The organism is Faecalibacterium sp. HTF-F, from assembly GCF_023347535.1.
GTDB classification, from domain to species: domain Bacteria; phylum Bacillota; class Clostridia; order Oscillospirales; family Ruminococcaceae; genus Faecalibacterium; species Faecalibacterium wellingii.
In genome coordinates this window covers 705,823-722,933 of the sequence record NZ_CP094473.1, presented here as the reverse complement: position 1 = coordinate 722,933, position 17,111 = coordinate 705,823, and the positions used below count along the sequence as shown (strand labels likewise).

The window sequence follows — 17,111 nt, the reverse complement described above, 5'->3', positions numbered from 1 at the left end:
GTTACTCCTTATTACAATGATGAAACAGCAGCCCGCACAACGCCATGAGCACCAGCGCTGCAAGGATGCCTGCCAGCACACCGGCAGAGTCCAGCCACACATCCGTGACCTGACTGCTGCGGCCCGGTGAGTAGATCTGGATGGTCTCATCGACCAGTGCGGTGAGCACGCCGCCCAGCAGCGGCACGCTGATGTGCCAGATGTAGTTCCGGGTGTACACCCGCATGCACAGCATGAGCAGAAAGCCTTCCAGCGTATACTCGCAGAAATGCGCCAGCTTGCGCACGATGTGATCCGTCAGGCGCTGGGCAAGGGCCGGATGGCCCAGACGGCGCAGCACTCCCTGCAGCAGGGCAAGCACCCGGCCGCTGGAGCCCTGAGAGACCTCGCCGATCTTCATGGAATTGGAAAAGATGAACACGATGCAGCCAAGGAGGGCAAGAGTAAAGAGTACCCGCCCTGCAGCGACCCACGGAAAAGCGCGCTGTGCGCTGCTATGACGACCCCCGCTCAAATCAGCCCAGAGCCTTGATGCTCTGTTCAATGTTGGCGAGCTTGTCCTGACTCTTGGCGTATTTATTGCGGATATCCTCCACCAGGGCCGCCGGAGCGCGCTCCACAAACTTGGGGTTGTCCAGCTGATTTGCGAACATGGCCATTTCCTTTTCGGCCTTGGCCTTTTCCTTGTTCAGACGTGCCAGCTCCTTGTCGCGGTCGATGAGCTCCATCATGGGGATGAAGCCGCGTGCAGCGTGGGTGGACACCTGCACCATGCCGTCGGTGCTGCCCTCATACTTCTCGGTAAAGGTCACATCGGTGGCAAAGGCGAACTTTGCCAGATAGACCTGTGCCTTCTGGAAGGGTGCTGCATCGGCAGTCTCGATGATCATGCTGGTCTTTTTGGCGGGGTGGACATTCATCTCGGTGCGCATGGTACGCACGGCCTTGATGTAGTCCATGACCTTTTCAAAGGCTTCCTCTTCGTCGGCCCAGTTGTGAGCTTCATCGAAGGTGGGCCAGCTCTGGGTCATGATGGTCTCGGCAGAGCCGGGCAGAGCCTGATACAGCTCCTCGGTGATGAAGGGCATGAAGGGATGCAGCAGCTTGAGGGCCTTATCCAGCACATACACCAGCACGCGGCGGGCAGTGTCGGCCTGCTGTGCGTCGCCGGAATTCAGGCGGGGCTTTGCGATCTCGATGAACCAGTCGCAGTAGACGTCCCAGATGAAGCTGTTGATCTTGGCAGCGGCCAGACCCATCTCGTAGTGATCAAGGTTGTCGGTCATGGCACCGGCCACCTGATTCAGCTTGGTGAGCACCCACTTGTCGCTCATGTCCAGCATCTCCTCGCTGGGCAGGCCCGGCTCAAAGTCCTCGGGCAGGTTCATCAGCACAAAGCGGGTAGCGTTCCACAGCTTATTGGCAAAGTTGCGGGCAGCCTCCACCTTCTTTTCGATATAGCGCATGTCGTTGCCCGGGGTGGAGCCGTCCACCAGCATAAAGCGCAGGGCGTCTGCGCCGTACTGGGCAATGACCTCCAGCGGGTCGATGCCGTTGCCAAGGCTCTTGGACATCTTGCGGCCCTGACTGTCGCGCACGATGCCGTGGATGCAGACAGTGCTGAAGGGTGCCTTGCCGGTGTAGGCCAGACCCGAGAAGATCATGCGGCTGACCCAGAAGCCGATGATGTCGTAGCCGGTGACGAGGGTGTTGGTGGGGTAGAAATACTTGAGGTCTTCGCTCTCCTCATTGGGCCAGCCCAGCGTGCTGAAGGGCCACAGAGCGGAGGAGAACCAGGTATCCAGCGTATCGGGGTCCTGGGTCAGCTTTGCGCTGCCGCACTTGGGGCAGGCACAGGGAGCAGACTTTGCCACCACGGTCTCGCCGCAGTCGTCGCAGTACCATGCCGGGATCTGATGACCCCACCACAGCTGACGGCTGATGCACCAGTCGCGGGTGTTCTTCATCCAGTTCATATAATTCTTGGTGAAGCGCTCGGGCACAAACTTGATCTCGCCCTTCTCCACGCTCTCGATGGCGGGCTTTGCCAGCGGCTCCATCTTGACGAACCACTGCTTGGACACCATGGGCTCGATGGTGGAGTGGCAGCGGTAGCAGGTGCCCACCTCGTGCTTGAGGGGCTCGATCTCCTTCAGGAAGCCGCCTGCTTCCAGATCGGCCAGAATGGCCTTGCGGGCCTCGAGGGTGGTCATGCCGGCGTACTTGCCGCAGTCCAGCACCTCAGGCTCATTGATGGTGTTCTTGCCGGCGGCGAACAGCGCATCGGCAGCAGCCTTGTCGGCAGCGCCGGTCATGTGACCGTCGTAGGTGAACACACGCACGATGGGCAGGTTGTGGCGCAGGCCCACCTCAAAGTCGTTGGGGTCGTGGGCGGGGGTGATCTTGACCACACCGGTGCCCTTGGTCATGTCGGCGTGCTCATCGCAGACGATGGGGATTTCCTTGTTCAGCAGAGGCAGCACCACATGGCAGCCGTGCAGATGGGCATAGCGGGGGTCGTCACCGTTGATGGCAACAGCGGTATCGCCCAGCATGGTCTCGGGACGGGTGGTAGCCAGCTCCAGCATCTCGCCGGTCTCCTTGACCGGGTACAGCAGGTGCCAGAAGCTGCCGTCCTTTTCCTCGTACTCCACCTCGGCGTCAGAAATGGAGGTGTTGCAGTGGGGGCACCAGTTGACCATGCGGTTGCCGCGGTAGATCAGGCCCTTGTCGTACAGGCGCACGAACACTTCCTTGACGGCCTCAGAGCAGCCCTCGTCCATGGTAAAGCGCTCGCGCTCCCAGTCGCAGCTGCTGCCCAGCTTTTTCAGCTGGCTGACGATGCGGTTGCCGAACTTGGTCTTCCATGCCCATGCACGGTCCAGAAAACCATCGCGGCCCACCATCTCCTTGGTCAGGCCCTCGGCGCGCATGGCCTCCACCACCTTGGCCTCGGTGGCAATGGAGGCGTGGTCGGTGCCAGGCACCCACAGGGCGGCATAGCCCTGCATCCGCTTGGTGCGGATGAGGATATCCTGCATGGTGTTATCCACCGCATGGCCCATGTGCAGCTGGCCGGTGACGTTCGGGGGCGGCATGACGATGGTGTAGGGTTTCTTGTCGGGGTCTGCCTTCGTGTGGAAGTAGCCGCCGTCCAGCCAGAACTGGTAGATGCGGTCTTCCACCTGGCTGGGATCGTACTGTTTTGCAAGTTCTTTCATAGGGTCCTCCCAGTAAAAAATGATGAAGTGGGACGAAAAAAAGCCGTCCCACGGAACGTTCCATGGGACGGCTGTAATAACCGCGGTACCACCCAAATTGCGCAGAGCATCCTGCGCCCCTTGATGCCCCGGTAACGTGGGACAGCTCCGAGAGCGGCTTGCTCTTTAGCTCACCGCTCCTGCTCCAAAGTGACAGCACACCGCCCGACCGTACCGGATTCGCAGCATTTTCCGGCTCTCTGAACGGCAAATGCAGTGCACACTCTTCTTCAACGCATTTATAAAAAGAATATAGCGTTTTTTGTGCGATTTGTCAATTACTTTTTTCTTTACAAGAATTTGTCCTGCTGCATCTTGCGGTTTGGGCCTTATTCGTGAAAACGCGTTTGGAGTGGCCCGCAGGCCACGACAAACGCAAATATAAAAAATATTTTTCCGCTGAAGATGCAACGACGACGACCGCTGCCTGTGGCAGAAACAGAGAGGAGTTGTTGGGGCCGTGGCCAGCAGAATGCAAGGCCCGCTCAAGGGCCGTAGCATACGCTGGGAGCCACAACCCGTCCCAGAGCGAACGCGTCGGCCATTTTAATCTGCAACTCCTTCCTCTTTCAGCCGGGCAATGAGCCGTTCCATCAGGGCGATGCGGTTGAAGGGGGTCATCAGGTAGAAGCCATCTGCATAGGGCGCTGCGGCCTGTGCAGCCTTCACCGAGACTTCCAGTCCCAGCTCTTCGCCCTGCACACGGTCCAGCCCGGCAAAGCGCTCGATGATCTCAGCGTCCACATGGATGCCGTTGACCTCGTTCTCCATGAAGATGGCGTTGCGCTGGCTCACCACCGGCATGATGCCCGCTAAAATCTTTGCCCTGCTGCCCAGCGCTTCCCGGGTCTTTTTCAGGTTTTCCACCGCCTGTGCCGAGAGCACCGGCTGGGTGAGGAAGCCGCTCATGCCATTCTCCAGCTTTTCCTGTGCACGGCGCAGCTCCACATCAAAGTTGCGGGCGTTCAGGTTCAGCGCACCGAACACGGTGAGGGGCGAGGGCATTTCCCGACCCTCGCCTGCCAGCGAGACGATGTACTGCGCCAGCTTGCGGGAGTTGAACTGGTACACGTTCTTCACCTCGTCCCGCTCTGCAGTGGGGATGGGGTCGCCGGTGATGGCCAGCACCTCCCGCACGCCCTCGGCATACAGGCCCAGCAGCAGGGCCTTGGTGGCGTTCAGGTTGCGGTCGCGGCAGGTCATGTGGGGCAGCACGTTCAGCCCCAGCTCCCGGTGCACCCGGCAGGCCACCAGCGAGGAATCCATCCGTGCCCGGGCAATGGGGCAGTCCGCAATGGTCAAAAGATCAGCCCCGGCAGCCTGCAGGCGGCGGGCCCCCTCCAGATAGCCCGTCAGGTCGGCGTCCTTGGGGGAGTCCAGCTCAATGGCGATCACCTTTTGGCCCGCGTTCAGCTTGCGCAGAAAGGCATCGTCCGTTTCCACCTCCGGCTTTGCGGCGGTGGGTACCGGCGCTGCCGCTGCCACCGGCAGCTGCTCCGGCAGCGCATCCAGCGCCGTGCGCAGGGCCGCAATGTGGGCGGGCGTAGTGCCGCAGCAGCCGCCCAGAATGCGCACACCCTCGGCGGCAAGGCCGACCAGCTCCCGGGCAAAATATTCCGGCCTGCCCTGATACTGTACCCGGGTGCGGGTGACCACCGGGTAGCCCGCATTGGGCATAACAGACAGGGGCAGCTCTGTTCTGCCCAGCTGCTGCACCAGTGTGCGCATGGCACCGGGAGCAGAAACGCAGTTCAGGCCCACGGCATCCACTGCACCGCAGGCGGTCATGCTGCGCACCAGCTGGGTGCAGTGCCGTCCCTCACGGGTGTAACCGTCCGGCAGCACCGCAAAGGACACCAGCACAAAGGCGTCCGGCACTGCTTCTTTGATCTGCTTCGCGGCTTCGGCCACACCGGCGTCGCTGCTCAGCGTCTCAAACAAAAAGTTCTTTGCACCCAATGCGGCAAACCGCTCGGCAAGGGCCGTATAGATCTGTGCCGCCGGGAGCGATTCCGTATCCGGGGCCGGGCCAAGATCGGCAAACACGGCAGCGCCGGTCTTTGCAGCGGCCTGTGCGGCCAGCCTCCATCCCTCGTCTGTCAGGGCCTCCCACAGCGGATTTCCCGCCGCCGCCATCCGCGGCAGGCCAAAGGTGTTGGTCTTGATGGCATCGGCACCTGCTTCCAGATACGCACCATGCACGGCCAGAACTCCTTCCGGGTCCAGCAGATTTGCCTGCTCACACTCCTGCCCGGGCTTTGCTTTATAATAGGTGCCCATGCCGCCATCGAACAGCAGCGGGCGCTTTTTCAAGATCTCACGCACATCACTCATGGAGAGTTCTCCTTTTCCCACAAAAACACTTGGCTTTTAGTTTAATGCACAAAAGCAGTCTGGTCAAGCGTTTTTTCGCGGCGGCGCTTGCAGGAACGCCAAATTTGTGCTATCCTATGCATACTTTATAAAATAGGGAGGTGTGTGCCATGCGCCACGCCGGAACGCAGGAGCTTGAGACTGACCGGCTTTTTCTGCGCCGCCTGCTGCCGGAGGATGCCGACATGATGTACGCAAACTGGGCGTCCGACCCGCAGGTGACCCGTTTTCTGCGGTGGGAGCCCCACAAAAACGCTCTGGAAACGCTGGGCCTGCTGGCGGCATGGGCCACACTCTACCCGAACCCGGACTACTACCAGTGGGCCATTGTGGAAAAGGCTTCCGGGCAGGTGTTTGGCAGCATCAGCATCTTCAATGCTCTGCTCGGTGACCCGGCACAGAAAGCGCTCTGGCCGCAACAGGACTGCACAGACGGCATCTGGGAAGCAGGCTACTGCATCGGACGGAACTGGTGGAACAGAGGTCTTGCCACCGAAGCGCTGAAGGCTGTGACCGCGTACTGGTTCAGCCATACTGACGGGGACTGGCTGACCTGCTGCCATGCCAAGGCAAACCCCGCCAGCGGCCGGGTGATGGAAAAAGCCGGTTTTGTGTACCACCACGACACCGTTGATCACAAATTTGACGGCACACCGGTGGAATGCAAAAGCTATTTATTGACGCGGGAGCGTTACGAACATAGAAAGGACTTACCGTGAGCGAACTTTACGATATCTTAGTGGAAACACCCCCGACGAAGGTCATTCTGCTGGCGCTGGATCAGGGCCTGTGGGACTGTGAGCGCAGTCTGGCAGAGCTTTCTGCCCTGTGTGAGGCTAACCACATGGAGGCCGTGGCGCAGGTGACCCAGAAGCGCCAGACCCCGGAGACCGGCATCGTGCTGGGCAGCGGCAAACTGGAGGAAGCCAGCCTTGCCGCCGAAAGTCTGGGTGCGGAATGCGCCGTATTTGACGGCGAACTGACCGGCAGCCAGATCCGCAACATCTCCAATGCGCTGGGCGGGCTGGAAGTGATCGACCGCACCATGCTCATTCTGGAAATTTTCCGTAGCCGCGCCGTCACCAACGAGGGCAAGCTGCAGACCGAGCTGGCCCTTCTGCGCTACCGTCTGCCCCGTCTGCAGGGCATGGGCGAGGCGCTGAGCCGTCAGGGCGGCGGCGGTGGCGGCGGCGGCGGTGCCCGCCGTGGTGCCGGTGAGACCAAGCTGGAACTGGACCGCCGCCATGTGCACGCCCGCATCGATACGCTGGCTGAAAAGCTGGCCGAAATGGAAAAGCGCCGGGGCGAGAGCCGCAAGGCCCGTGCCAAGACCGGTATGCCGGTAGTCAGCCTTGTAGGCTATACCAACGTGGGCAAATCCAGCCTGATGAACGCTCTGTGCGGCCCCAGCGTAGCCGAAGCGGACATGCTGTTCGCCACACTGGACCCCACCAGCCGCAAGCTGGTGCTGCCCAGCGGCATGGCCGTGCTGCTGGTGGATACGGTGGGCTTTGTGTCCCGCCTGCCCCACAATCTGGTGGAGGCCTTCAAGTCCACGCTGGAAGAAGCCGCATGGTCGGACGTCATCATCCGGGTGGCAGACGCAGGCGATGAGCAGCGGGAAGAGCAGCTGGCCGTCACCGACGAGGTTCTGGACGGGCTGGACTGCGCGGACATCCCCCGCCTGACCGTCTACAACAAATGCGACAAGCCGGGTGCCATGAGCTTTGACCCGGACATCCTGCTCACCAGCGCCAAGACCGGCTATGGTCTGGACACCCTGCTGGCAAAGCTGGACGAGGTGCTCAGCGACCGGGTGCACACCCTGCGGGTGCTGCTGCCCTACGATAAGCTGGGCCTTGCCGCCCCCATGCGGGAGCGGGGCAGCGTGCAGGTGGAAGAATACCGGGAGGACGGGCTGTATCTGGAGGGCATCGTCAAGACCGAGGACCTGCACTGCTTTGAAGGGTATCTGGTCTGATCGGCGTACACGATTTAAATCGCCTCCGCTGTGCTCCGGCTATCATCAGCGAAATAATATTTTGAGATAGAGCAAGCCCGGAAAGTCTGCGGACTTTCCGGGCTTGCATTTTCACGGATGGGGTCGCAGCCGAAAGCAGCTGCTCTATGGGTCGAGTACATTGTCTGCCACTGCTTTTTTCAAAAAGAAAAATCCCCAGTAAACACAAAAACCCGCCTGGCAGCGGGTTTTTGTGTATAGAGGGGTGGGAAAGTATATAAAGTAGTGAATCTCAAATCCAATCGGCAGGCACATTGTGCATCGCGCTGCCTTGCATGATGTATTATACCCCTTTTTGTTTTCTTGTCAAACAGATTTTTCCGGTTTTGCTTTAAATTAAGTCTTTACTTTTCCATCAAAACTTTATATAATTAACACAAACCCAAGCAAAAGCAAACCTTTTCAGCATTTGTATGTTTGCACCAACAATAAAACTTTACTTTCAAAAAATTTTATACAATCCAACATATTTTCAAAAAGGAGTATTCCCATGGATGATCTGGATCGCAAGATTCTCTCCCTGCTTGCCAAGAATGCCCGTATGCCGGTCAAGGAGATCGCCGAGCAGATATCGCTGACCAGCCCTGCGGTGTCCAGCCGCATCCACAAGCTGGAGACGGACGGCATCATCAGCGGCTACACCGTCACACTGAACCGCCCCGCCGACCGCGTGTACGTGGACGCCCTCATCAGCCTTTCGGTGGCACCGTCCAAGCAGGACGCCTTTCTGGAGCTGCTGCAGAACAGCAAGGAGGTACTGCAGTGCTACCACGTCACCGGTGCCTACACCTTTCTTGTCAAGGTGAGCTGCGGAAGCATGCCCCAGCTGGAGCATCTGATCCTGCAGTTCCAGAAGCTGGGCACCACCAGCACCCAGATCATTCTCTCCACGCCCGTGAACCATGGCGAGCTGGACGCCCTGATGCTGTGAGCCGTTCATAAAAAGGTTACGTTTGCAGTGCAATCCTGCCGGGATGTGGTTCGTATTACGGATAGCAGGCGCAAAACGGCACACACTAATGCCAAGCCGCCGCACCTGTTTTCAGAAGCTGTTTTTACACAGGAAAGGAATGCATTTATGAAACGTATCATCGCCGCACTGCTTGCCGGTCTGTGCCTGTTTGCCCTTGTGGGCTGCTCTGCCGGCAGCAAGGCCGACTCTGCCGCCCCCAAAAACTACTCCCAGATCATCCACGACGCCCGCACCGACGAGGACAACGAGTACGATATGATCTTTACCAAGGGGGAAGACGGCAAATTCACCGCCATCGACGGCTACAGCGCCGAGTACGAGGCCGACCAGCTGAACGACGAGCTGAAAGACATCGTGTTCCCCCTGCTGGGCCTTGAGGACGGCAGCTACGAGAGCTTTGCCGCCTCGGTTTCCTCCATGATGGTGCGCAGCTACGCTATAGCCATCGTGAAGCCCGCCGAGGGCAAGACCGACGCTGTAAAGGCCGCACTGGAAGCCTATGTTCAGAGCGAACAGCAGTCCATGGAGCACTACCTTGAGGACCAGTATCAGGTCGCCAAGGCAGCCACCGTCACCGTAGCCCCCACCGGCGAGGTGATCCTGGTGTGTGCTGAGGATCACGACACCATTCTTTCCAACATCGAAAAAGCCCTTGCCGCATAATTTCTGCCCTGCAAACGCCGCATCCTACTGGGATGCGGTTTCTTTTTGCGCCGGGATATGCTATACTGGCATTGTAATTGTGCACAGACTTAGGAGTGTCTTTATGTATAAAGCGACCATCGTGATCCCGAACATCAACGGCAAGGGCTGGCTCAAGGATTCCATCGAGTCGGTCTACGCCCAGACTGAGCAGAGCTTCCGGCTTATCGTGGTGGACAACGGCTCCACCGACGAAAGTCTGGAGCAGGCCCGCAGCTATTGCAGCCGCGAAAATTTCACCCTCATTGAAAACGGCACCAACACCGGCTTTTCCCACGCGGTGAATCAGGGCATTGCTCTGGCCGACAGCGAGTATGTGGTGCTGTTCAACAACGACGCCTTTGCCGAACCCCAGTGGCTGGCCGAGCTCATCCGCACCGCCGAGACCGACCCGAAAATTTTTGCAGTGCAGAGCCTGATGATCCGTCACTTTGACCGGGAGCTGGCCGACGACGCGGGCGATTATGTCACATGGATGGGCTTTGCCTGCAAGACCGGTGATGGCCGCCGCGCCAGCCGCTACACAAAGTGCAGGCGCATCTTCTCAGCCTGCGGCGGTGCGGCGCTCTACCGCAAGAGCATTCTGGACGAGATCGGCAATTTTGACGAGAACTTCTTTGCCTATTTTGAGGATGTGGATCTGAGCTGGCGTGCCAACAATGCAGGCTATAAAAATCTGCTCTGCCCTACTGCCAGATGCTACCACATCTGCGGTGCCAGCACCGGTGCGGTGCGGTACAACGCTTTCAAAAGCCAGCAGAGCGGCCGCAACAGCATCCTTCTGCCCCTCAAGAATGAGCCGCTGCTGATGCTGGTGCTCAACTTTATCCCTCTGGCTGCAGGCTACCTGCTCAAGTGCTACAAGTTCCACAAGCAGGGCTTTGGGGAAAGCTGGGACAAGGGGATGCACGAGGCCTTTGCCCTGCTGAAAGCCGGCAAGCTGGGCAAGCGGCCCTTCCGCCTGAGAGACCTGCCCAACTACATTCTGATGGAGCTGTGGATGATCTGGAACATGGTGCCGTATCTGTGGTATCGGCTGGTGGTGGTACGGTTCGATCTGAAATAACACACAGGCAGGAAGCCATTTTCCGCTGCACCCCTGCCGTAAAGAAGCACCCCGGGAAAATCCGCAGATTTTCCCGGGGTGCAAATTATAAATACTATTTCCGCTGAATATGGTCAAAACGCAAAAGGGACCGCTGCACCAAAACTATGCAGCGGTCCCTTTTGTATTTGTGTTTTTACGCTGCGGTGCTGGCGGCATCGTCCGCAGCAGGGGCTTCGGCCACGGCGCTGTCTGCGCTGTTTTCAGCCTGTGCCTCCGGCTCAACGGCAGAAGCCGCCGAATCTGCTGCATCCGAACCGGCTGTGGCAAGGATGGCATCCTGCACATCGCTTTCTGCCATGGGCTCCGGCAGGCTTGCGGCAGATGTGCTGTCGGTGCTCTCGGCCTTGGTCTCGCTCTCGGTCAGGCCGGTGAGATACCAGCTGCCGCTCTGACGCTCGAACAGATAGTCCATGTACTTGGTGGGCGTATCCGAGGACACATTGATGATGCTGTCGTCGTTGCTTGCAGTGGGGATATAGCCCACCGTAACGTGCAACTTGCCGCTGCGCTTGAACAGCTTGGTCACCACTGCACGGTAATAGCCCACGGTGCCGGTGACGGGGATCTTGTAGCACTGGGTGGCATCGTCGAATTCGATGGTCATATCCTCCATCTCAAAGCTGCGGTGGGTCAGCTTGAAGCCCGGGCCCAGCAGCTTTGCAAGGTAAGCGTCCACATCCAGTGAGGGCAGCAGCAGCTGTTCGGTGTCGGGGTCGGTATTGTAGTTGTCAAAGCCGCCCTGCGTTTCCTGAATGCTGTAGATGCAGCCCCACACCGCTGCCTCGCGCAGGGTCAGGTCGTCGATGTTCTCAATGCCGTCAAAGGGCATGGGGTCGAACAGCACCAGCCCTTCCAGCTTATCCTCATATTCCTGCTTCTGTGCCGTATCGTCGAACAGGTTGGCCACAGCGCCCACACCGGCCCGCAGCACGGTAACAAAACCCACGACCACCAGAATGGCGACCAGAAGGCCCAGTGCCTGACGCCCGCGGCGGCGCTGCACGCGTGCATGTTCTTCAGGGGTAATAGAATGTTTCATGTTTGTTGTATCTCCCAGGGTTGTCAAATGGTACAGTATTCAGTATACCACATACCGGCCCATTGTGCAAAACCATGCCCGTGGTTTTTTTGTGAAAGTACGCGGAGTGCACCGAATGGATGCGGCTTGCATCATTCCCAGCTTTTCCAGACATCGGGCTGATAGCCCACGGTCGCCTGACGTCCATTGCGCACGATGGGCGTTAAAAACAGCTGCTGGTTTTCAAACAGCTTGTCCTCTTTCTGCCAGTCCACCAGTGCATCCAGAAGTGCAAGGGTCTGCTTATCCTTGGCCTTGGGGTTCACCAGCTTTTCCCAGCCGCCCAGCGCCCGGGCCACGTTGTCGAACTCGCCGCGGCTCATTTCTTTTTCCTTCAGGTCGATCATCTGGAATTTGACCCCCCGCTCCTTGAAATAGCGCTGGGCCTTTTTGGTATCAAAGCACTTGCTGGTGCCGAAGATCTGAATGTTCATGGTACTTCCCTCCTGAAAGTCTATTTTACCACAGCTGCGGGCCGTTGCATAGGCATAATTCGCAGCCAGACGGGCCATACTGCCTGCAAGGCAAGATCACAAGGAGGTTTTTTCTATGAACGCATACGTTGACCCCGACCTTTGCATCGGCTGCACCCAGTGTGCCGGGCTATGCCCCGCCGTGTTCCACATGGAGGGCGTTCTGGCAGTGGCCGAGCCCGGGCCGATCCCGCCGGAGGAGGTGCCGCAGGCCGTGGATGCCGCCAATGCCTGCCCGGTGAGCGCTATCCGGATCGAGGAATAAACGCTCGACGATCCGGCAATACGTTTTTACGCTCTCCCGGTGCTTGCCGGAGGGAAGCACGACCACCTGCAGACAGCACCTCAACTGCCGCCTTTCGAGACGGCAGTTTTCGTTTGACATTCTTTTTGCAAATTACAGGCAAAAACGCTCGTGCTCCTGTTGCAGTTTTTTACGCAAAAATCCCCCGCTGGGTGCGGTTTTGTGTTATACTATAAAATGAGTAATAATGCAACGGAGGAACACGACTATGCGTTTACTGGTCATTGACGGCAACAGCATTGCCAACCGCGCCTTTTTCGGCATCAAGCTGCTGACCACCAAGGACGGACGATACACCAACGCCATCTATGGCTTTCTGAATATCCTGCTCTCCCTGCTCAAGGAGTGTGAACCCGACGAGGTGGCCGTGGCCTTTGACCTGAAGGCCCCCACCTTCCGCCACAAAATGTATGATGGCTACAAAGCCACCCGTCACGGCATGCCTGAAGAGCTGGCACAGCAGATGCCGGTGCTCAAGGAGCTGCTGGCAGACCTTGGCTACCGCACCGTCACTGCCGAGGGCTGGGAGGCGGACGACATCCTTGGCACACTGGCCACTGCCTGTGCCGCCCGGAAGGACGACTGCTTTCTTGCTACGGGAGACCGGGACAGCCTGCAGCTGGTCAGTGACACCACCACTGTGCTGCTTGCCGCCACTGTCATGGGACGCAGCAAAACGGTGACGATGGATGTGGACGCCATTCAGGAAAAATACGGCATCCAGCCCAGACAGCTCATTGAGGTGAAGAGCCTGATGGGCGATGCCTCCGATAATATCCCGGGCGTGCGGGGCATCGGCGAAAAGACCGCTCTGTCTCTGGTGCAGAACTTCGGTTCGCTGGAGGGTGTGTACGAGCACATCGACGACAAGCGCATCAAGCCCAAACAGCGGGAGCACCTTCTTGAATGCCGCGAAATGGCCGAGCTGAGCCACACGCTGGGCACCATCCGCACCGATGCGCCCATTGACACCGCCGAGGGCTCTTACAAGGTGGGCGAAGGCCGCAAGGCTGAGGCTGTGCGCCTTTTGCAGGAGCTGGAGATCCACTCCCTCATTCCCCGCTTTGGGCTGGCCGGCGTTGTCCCTGCTGCACCGGAAGGCGAGGACGGCATCGAGCTTGCACAGGCAGAGCTGGAAGCCCTGCCGCTGGCTCCTTCCGGCACCTATCTGGTTGCCTCCCGCCCCGCCGTCATGGGCAAGCAGGGCACCCGCAACGTGGTGTTGCAGCCGGAAAGCTGGTACGCCGTGCAGGACTGCACCGTTTACCCGCTGGAGGACGCCGACCTTGTGCGCCTGCTGGACAACGCAGACGTAACGCTGGAGGTGTTCAACTCCGCGCCGCTGTACGCCAAAGCCATGGCCGCAGGCGGCTGGGGCAGCAGCATCGTGTGGGACGGCAAGCTTGCCGCCTACCTGCTGGACGCTTCTGCCTCCAAATATCAGATCGGTGAACTGGTGTCCAGCTACCGCGCCTCGGCCGCCTTTACCTGCACCGATTACCCGGACGCAGGCCGCCTTGCCGATCTGTTCAGCAAGATGAAGGCCGAGATCACCGCCTGCGGAGAGGACGCCCTTTACAACGAGATCGAGTTCCCGCTGGCACAGGTGCTGGCCGATATGACCCGCACCGGCGTGCTGGTGGACAAAGACGGCATCGAGCAGTTCGGCGTGAAACTGCGCACCGAGCTGGAGCAGGTGCTCACCCGCATCCACATGGAGACCGGCAGCGCCAGCTTCAACCCCAACAGCCCGAAGCAATTGGGCGAGATGCTGTTTGATACCATGGGCCTGCCCCACGGCAAAAAGACCCAGCGCGGCTGGTCCACCGATGCCGAAACGCTGGAAAGCCTGCGGGATTACCCGCTGGTGGAGGACATTCTTCAGTACCGTGCCTACCAGAAGCTGAACTCCACCTACGTGGAGGGCCTGCTCAAGGTGATCGGCGAGGACGGCCGTATCCACTCCACCTTCAACCAGACCGAGGCCCGCACCGGACGGCTCTCCTCCGACAACCCCAACCTGCAGAACATCCCCATCCGCACCGAGCTGGGCAGCCAGCTGCGCGCCTACTTTGTGGCAAAGCCGGGCTGTGTGCTGGTGGATGCCGACTACAGCCAGATCGAGCTACGCATTCTGGCCCACATTACCGGTGATGAGCACATGCAGCAGGCATTTTTGAACGGTGAGGACATCCACCGCAGCACCGCCGCAAAAATTTACGGTATCCCGCAGGAAGAGGTCACCTCCCGTCTGCGCTCTTCTGCCAAGGCCATCAACTTTGGCATCATGTACGGCAAGGGTGCCTACAGTCTGGCCAAGGACATCGGCGTGACCGTGAAGGAAGCAGACGCCTTCCTCAAGAACTATCTGGCCGCCTTCCCCAAGGTGAGCGGCTACATGGACAAGACCATCGCGGACGCCAAGGCCGTGGGCTATGTATCCACCCTGTTCGGCCGCCGCCGCGCCTTGCCGGAGCTTTCCAGCTCCAACTTCAATGTCCGCTCCAGCGGCGAGCGGATGGCCCGCAACACCCCCATTCAGGGCACTGCGGCAGACGTCATCAAGCTGGCCATGGTGCGGGTGTGGAAGCGGCTGCGGGACGAAAAGATGGAAAGCCGCCTGATCCTGACCGTCCACGATGAACTGATCGTAGAGGCCCCGCAGGCCGAAGCCGAAAAGGCTGCGCAGATCCTGCGGGAGGAAATGGAAGGCTGCGTGCAGTATGCCGTGCCCCTGAGCACCGATGTGCACGCAGGCAAAAACTGGCTGGAGGCCCACTAAAACATGATTATTTTGGGAATTGAATCCACCTGCGACGAGACCGCCGCAGCTCTGGTGGAGGATGGCCGGCACCTGCTGAGCAACGTCATCTCCACCAGCGTAAAAGAACAGGCTCTTTACGGCGGCGTTGTGCCGGAGATCGCTAGCCGCCGCCACTGCGAATTTATCAGCGCCACGGTCAAAAAAGCCCTGCTGGACGCAGGCAGGACCATCGACGATGTGGATGCCGTGGCCGTCACCTTTGCGCCGGGCCTGATCGGTGCAGTGCTGGTGGGCGTGAATTTTGCCAAGGGTCTGGCCTACTCGGCCAATAAGCCTTTGGTGCCGGTGCACCACCTGCGCGGACACATTGCCGCACTGTACCTCACCCACCCGGAGCTGAAGCCACCCTTCCTCTGTCTGGTGGCCTCCGGCGGCCACAGCCACATTGTGGAGGTGCAGGACTACACCCACTACCACATCCTCGGCCACACGGTGGACGATGCCGCCGGTGAAGCCTTTGACAAAGTAGCCCGCACGCTGGGTCTGCCCTACCCCGGCGGCCCCAGCGTGGCCAATGCCGCCAAGACCGGCGACCCCAAGGCTTACCGCCTGCCGGTGCCCCATGTGGAGGGCAAATACAACGTGAGCTTTTCCGGCCTGAAAACCGCCGTGCTGAACGAGGTGAACAAGGCCCAGATGAAGGGCGAAGAAGTGAACGTACCCGACCTTGCCGCCAGCTTTCAGGAGCGCATTGCGGGCATTCTGGCCGAAAAGCTGCTGCTGGCTGCTGCAGATACCGGTGCAAAGCAGGTGTGTCTGGCAGGCGGCGTTGCCGCCAACGGACGGCTGCGCCAGCTGGTGAACGATGGTGCCCAGAAGCTGGGCGCCAAGGTCTACCTGCCGGAGCTGAAATTCTGCGGTGACAACGGCGCTATGATCGCGGCGCAGGGGTATTACCAGTACATTGCCGGGCACACTGCCGGGCTGGAGCTGAACGGCCTGCCCACTTTACCCATCGACTACGAATAAGCAGCAAAAAAAGACCTGCCTTTCCGGGTTCTCCGGAGGGACAGGTCTTTTTCTTATGCACGCTTATGCAAAATATTCCTGCGCACGCTTTGCAGCGTTGTTGATGCAGGCCCGCAGCTCGTCCAGCGTATCAAACTTTTTGCTGGGGCTGAGGTAGGCGTGGAACTCCACCACCGGGTCGGTGCCGTAGAGGTCGCCGGAAAAGCCCGGGATAAAGGTCTCACAGGTCACCTTGGTGGCGTCGTCGTTGACGGTGGGGCGGCTGCCAAGGCCGGTGGCCGAAGGATACCATTTGCCGCCGATGAAGGTGCGGGTGATATAGATGCCGCTGCGGGGCAGCTGGAAGCCCTCAGGGTACAGCTGGTTGATGGTGGGCACCCCCAGCGTGTGGCCCAGACCTGCACCGTGCTGCACTTCGAACCGGATGGCGTAGGGCATCCCCAGCATGGCGTTTGCTGCCGGGATGTCGCCGCCTTCCAGCGCGGTGCGGATGCGGGTGGAGGACACCGGCTTTTCCTCAAACTGCGCCATGGGTACCACGATCACCTTTACGCCCAGCGGCTCGCACAGGGTGCGCAGCAGCTCCGGGTTTCCGGCAGCTTTGGCCCCAAAGGTGAAGTTTTCGCCGCAGACCAGTGCCCGGGCGCGGCAGTCCCGCACGATGCCCAGCACGAACTGCTCCGGCGTCAGGCCCTTGATCTCCTCAAAGTCCGGCGTGAGGTAATACTCCACGCCAAGACTTGCCACCAGTGCGTGTTTATCTGCTGTGGACAGCAGCCGTTTGCCCTTCATCTTGTTCACCACCGGCAGCCTGAAGGTGAACAGTGCCGGCGCTGCATCGTTGGCTCCGGCCCACTGCACCGCCTCGTTGATCACTGCCCGGTGGCCGATGTGAATACCGTCAAAAAAGCCCATTGCCACTGCGGTGCCTTTTTCCGGCTGCGCCAGCGGCAGCGGCGCAAACTGTGAAATGATCTGCATGGGTCTTGTTTCCTTTTCTTTCGGGATACGCCCTCACCCGCCCTTG

Annotated in this window: 14 protein-coding genes and 1 other annotated feature; of the genes, 8 read left to right on the top strand and 6 right to left on the bottom strand. The window is 59.6% G+C overall.

Features of this window, described 5'->3' with window-relative positions:
- Position 1: 1 nt before the first annotated feature.
- The 3 genes from MTP37_RS03370 to MTP37_RS03360 form a co-directional block, all read right to left on the bottom strand.
- Positions 2-514, bottom strand: coding sequence for a VanZ family protein (locus MTP37_RS03370; RefSeq protein WP_249238202.1), 513 nt, complete (start codon positions 512-514; stop codon positions 2-4).
- Position 515: 1 nt separating this feature from the next.
- Positions 516-3,221: a valine--tRNA ligase gene (locus MTP37_RS03365; protein ID WP_249238201.1), complete on the bottom strand. Its 2,706-nt coding sequence runs from the start codon at positions 3,219-3,221 to the stop codon at positions 516-518.
- Between the two features lie 60 nt (positions 3,222-3,281).
- Positions 3,282-3,503 (bottom strand) — a binding site (T-box leader).
- Between the two features lie 303 nt (positions 3,504-3,806).
- Entirely contained in the window at positions 3,807-5,594 is a 1,788-nt protein-coding gene (locus tag MTP37_RS03360) for a bifunctional homocysteine S-methyltransferase/methylenetetrahydrofolate reductase (RefSeq protein ID WP_249238200.1), read from the bottom strand.
- Positions 5,595-5,743: 149 nt separating this feature from the next.
- Between MTP37_RS03360 and MTP37_RS03355 the strand changes: the two genes are divergently transcribed.
- The 5 genes from MTP37_RS03355 (at position 5,744) to MTP37_RS03335 (ending at position 10,394) form a co-directional block, all read left to right on the top strand.
- A complete protein-coding gene (locus tag MTP37_RS03355) occupies positions 5,744-6,352 on the top strand; it encodes a GNAT family N-acetyltransferase (RefSeq protein WP_249238199.1) in 609 nt (202 codons plus the stop codon).
- Positions 6,349-7,614 (top strand): GTPase HflX, encoded by a 1,266-nt coding sequence (gene hflX / locus MTP37_RS03350; RefSeq protein ID WP_249238198.1) that lies wholly within the window; start codon positions 6,349-6,351, stop codon positions 7,612-7,614. Before MTP37_RS03355 ends, hflX begins: the two co-directional genes overlap by 4 nt.
- Positions 7,615-8,143: 529 nt before the next feature.
- Entirely contained in the window at positions 8,144-8,584 is a 441-nt protein-coding gene (locus MTP37_RS03345; protein WP_249238197.1) for an Lrp/AsnC family transcriptional regulator, read from the top strand.
- Between the two features lie 147 nt (positions 8,585-8,731).
- Positions 8,732-9,289 carry a DUF4358 domain-containing protein gene (locus MTP37_RS03340; RefSeq protein WP_249238196.1) on the top strand — a complete coding sequence of 186 codons (558 nt, stop codon included), beginning with the start codon at positions 8,732-8,734 and terminating at the stop codon, positions 9,287-9,289.
- Positions 9,290-9,392: 103 nt separating this feature from the next.
- The gene (locus tag MTP37_RS03335; RefSeq protein WP_249238195.1) at positions 9,393-10,394 is read left to right on the top strand and encodes a glycosyltransferase family 2 protein; all 1,002 of its coding nucleotides are present in this window, start codon (positions 9,393-9,395) and stop codon (positions 10,392-10,394) included.
- Between the two features lie 175 nt (positions 10,395-10,569).
- On the opposite strand, the gene MTP37_RS03330 is transcribed toward MTP37_RS03335, so the two are convergent.
- Positions 10,570-11,475 (bottom strand): Ice-structuring protein, encoded by a 906-nt coding sequence (locus MTP37_RS03330; RefSeq protein ID WP_249238194.1) that lies wholly within the window; start codon positions 11,473-11,475, stop codon positions 10,570-10,572.
- A 131-nt stretch (positions 11,476-11,606) separates the two neighbouring features.
- Positions 11,607-11,948, bottom strand: a complete 342-nt coding sequence (locus MTP37_RS03325; RefSeq protein ID WP_249238193.1) for an arsenate reductase family protein — start codon at positions 11,946-11,948, stop codon at positions 11,607-11,609.
- Positions 11,949-12,063: 115 nt separating this feature from the next.
- Between MTP37_RS03325 and MTP37_RS03320 the strand changes: the two genes are divergently transcribed.
- From MTP37_RS03320 to tsaD, 3 genes are all read left to right on the top strand, one after another.
- Positions 12,064-12,252 (top strand): ferredoxin, encoded by a 189-nt coding sequence (locus MTP37_RS03320; protein ID WP_097801364.1) that lies wholly within the window; start codon positions 12,064-12,066, stop codon positions 12,250-12,252.
- 247 nt (positions 12,253-12,499) lie between these two features.
- Positions 12,500-15,073, top strand: coding sequence for a DNA polymerase I (gene polA / locus MTP37_RS03315; RefSeq protein ID WP_249238192.1), 2,574 nt, complete (start codon positions 12,500-12,502; stop codon positions 15,071-15,073).
- Positions 15,074-15,076: 3 nt separating this feature from the next.
- The gene (tsaD, locus tag MTP37_RS03310; RefSeq protein ID WP_249238191.1) at positions 15,077-16,084 is read left to right on the top strand and encodes a tRNA (adenosine(37)-N6)-threonylcarbamoyltransferase complex transferase subunit TsaD; all 1,008 of its coding nucleotides are present in this window, start codon (positions 15,077-15,079) and stop codon (positions 16,082-16,084) included.
- Positions 16,085-16,147: 63 nt separating this feature from the next.
- On the opposite strand, the gene ribF is transcribed toward tsaD, so the two are convergent.
- Positions 16,148-17,065: a bifunctional riboflavin kinase/FMN adenylyltransferase gene (gene ribF, locus MTP37_RS03305; protein ID WP_249238190.1), complete on the bottom strand. Its 918-nt coding sequence runs from the start codon at positions 17,063-17,065 to the stop codon at positions 16,148-16,150.
- Between the last annotated feature and the right edge of the window lie 46 nt (positions 17,066-17,111).

What these genes read in the sequence shown, in the direction of transcription:
- MTP37_RS03360 (WP_249238200.1), bottom strand. Translation starts at nt 5,594, where the DNA reads ATGAGTGATGTGCGTGAGATCTTGAAAAAGCGCCCGCTGCTGTTCGAT.
- MTP37_RS03320 (WP_097801364.1), top strand. Translation starts at nt 12,064, where the DNA reads ATGAACGCATACGTTGACCCCGACCTTTGCATCGGCTGCACCCAGTGT.
- MTP37_RS03355 (WP_249238199.1), top strand. Translation starts at nt 5,744, where the DNA reads ATGCGCCACGCCGGAACGCAGGAGCTTGAGACTGACCGGCTTTTTCTG.
- MTP37_RS03365 (WP_249238201.1), bottom strand. Translation starts at nt 3,221, where the DNA reads ATGAAAGAACTTGCAAAACAGTACGATCCCAGCCAGGTGGAAGACCGC.
- MTP37_RS03330 (WP_249238194.1), bottom strand. Translation starts at nt 11,475, where the DNA reads ATGAAACATTCTATTACCCCTGAAGAACATGCACGCGTGCAGCGCCGC.
- MTP37_RS03340 (WP_249238196.1), top strand. Translation starts at nt 8,732, where the DNA reads ATGAAACGTATCATCGCCGCACTGCTTGCCGGTCTGTGCCTGTTTGCC.
- polA (WP_249238192.1), top strand. Translation starts at nt 12,500, where the DNA reads ATGCGTTTACTGGTCATTGACGGCAACAGCATTGCCAACCGCGCCTTT.
- MTP37_RS03345 (WP_249238197.1), top strand. Translation starts at nt 8,144, where the DNA reads ATGGATGATCTGGATCGCAAGATTCTCTCCCTGCTTGCCAAGAATGCC.
- MTP37_RS03325 (WP_249238193.1), bottom strand. Translation starts at nt 11,948, where the DNA reads ATGAACATTCAGATCTTCGGCACCAGCAAGTGCTTTGATACCAAAAAG.
- ribF (WP_249238190.1), bottom strand. Translation starts at nt 17,065, where the DNA reads ATGCAGATCATTTCACAGTTTGCGCCGCTGCCGCTGGCGCAGCCGGAA.
- tsaD (WP_249238191.1), top strand. Translation starts at nt 15,077, where the DNA reads ATGATTATTTTGGGAATTGAATCCACCTGCGACGAGACCGCCGCAGCT.
- MTP37_RS03335 (WP_249238195.1), top strand. Translation starts at nt 9,393, where the DNA reads ATGTATAAAGCGACCATCGTGATCCCGAACATCAACGGCAAGGGCTGG.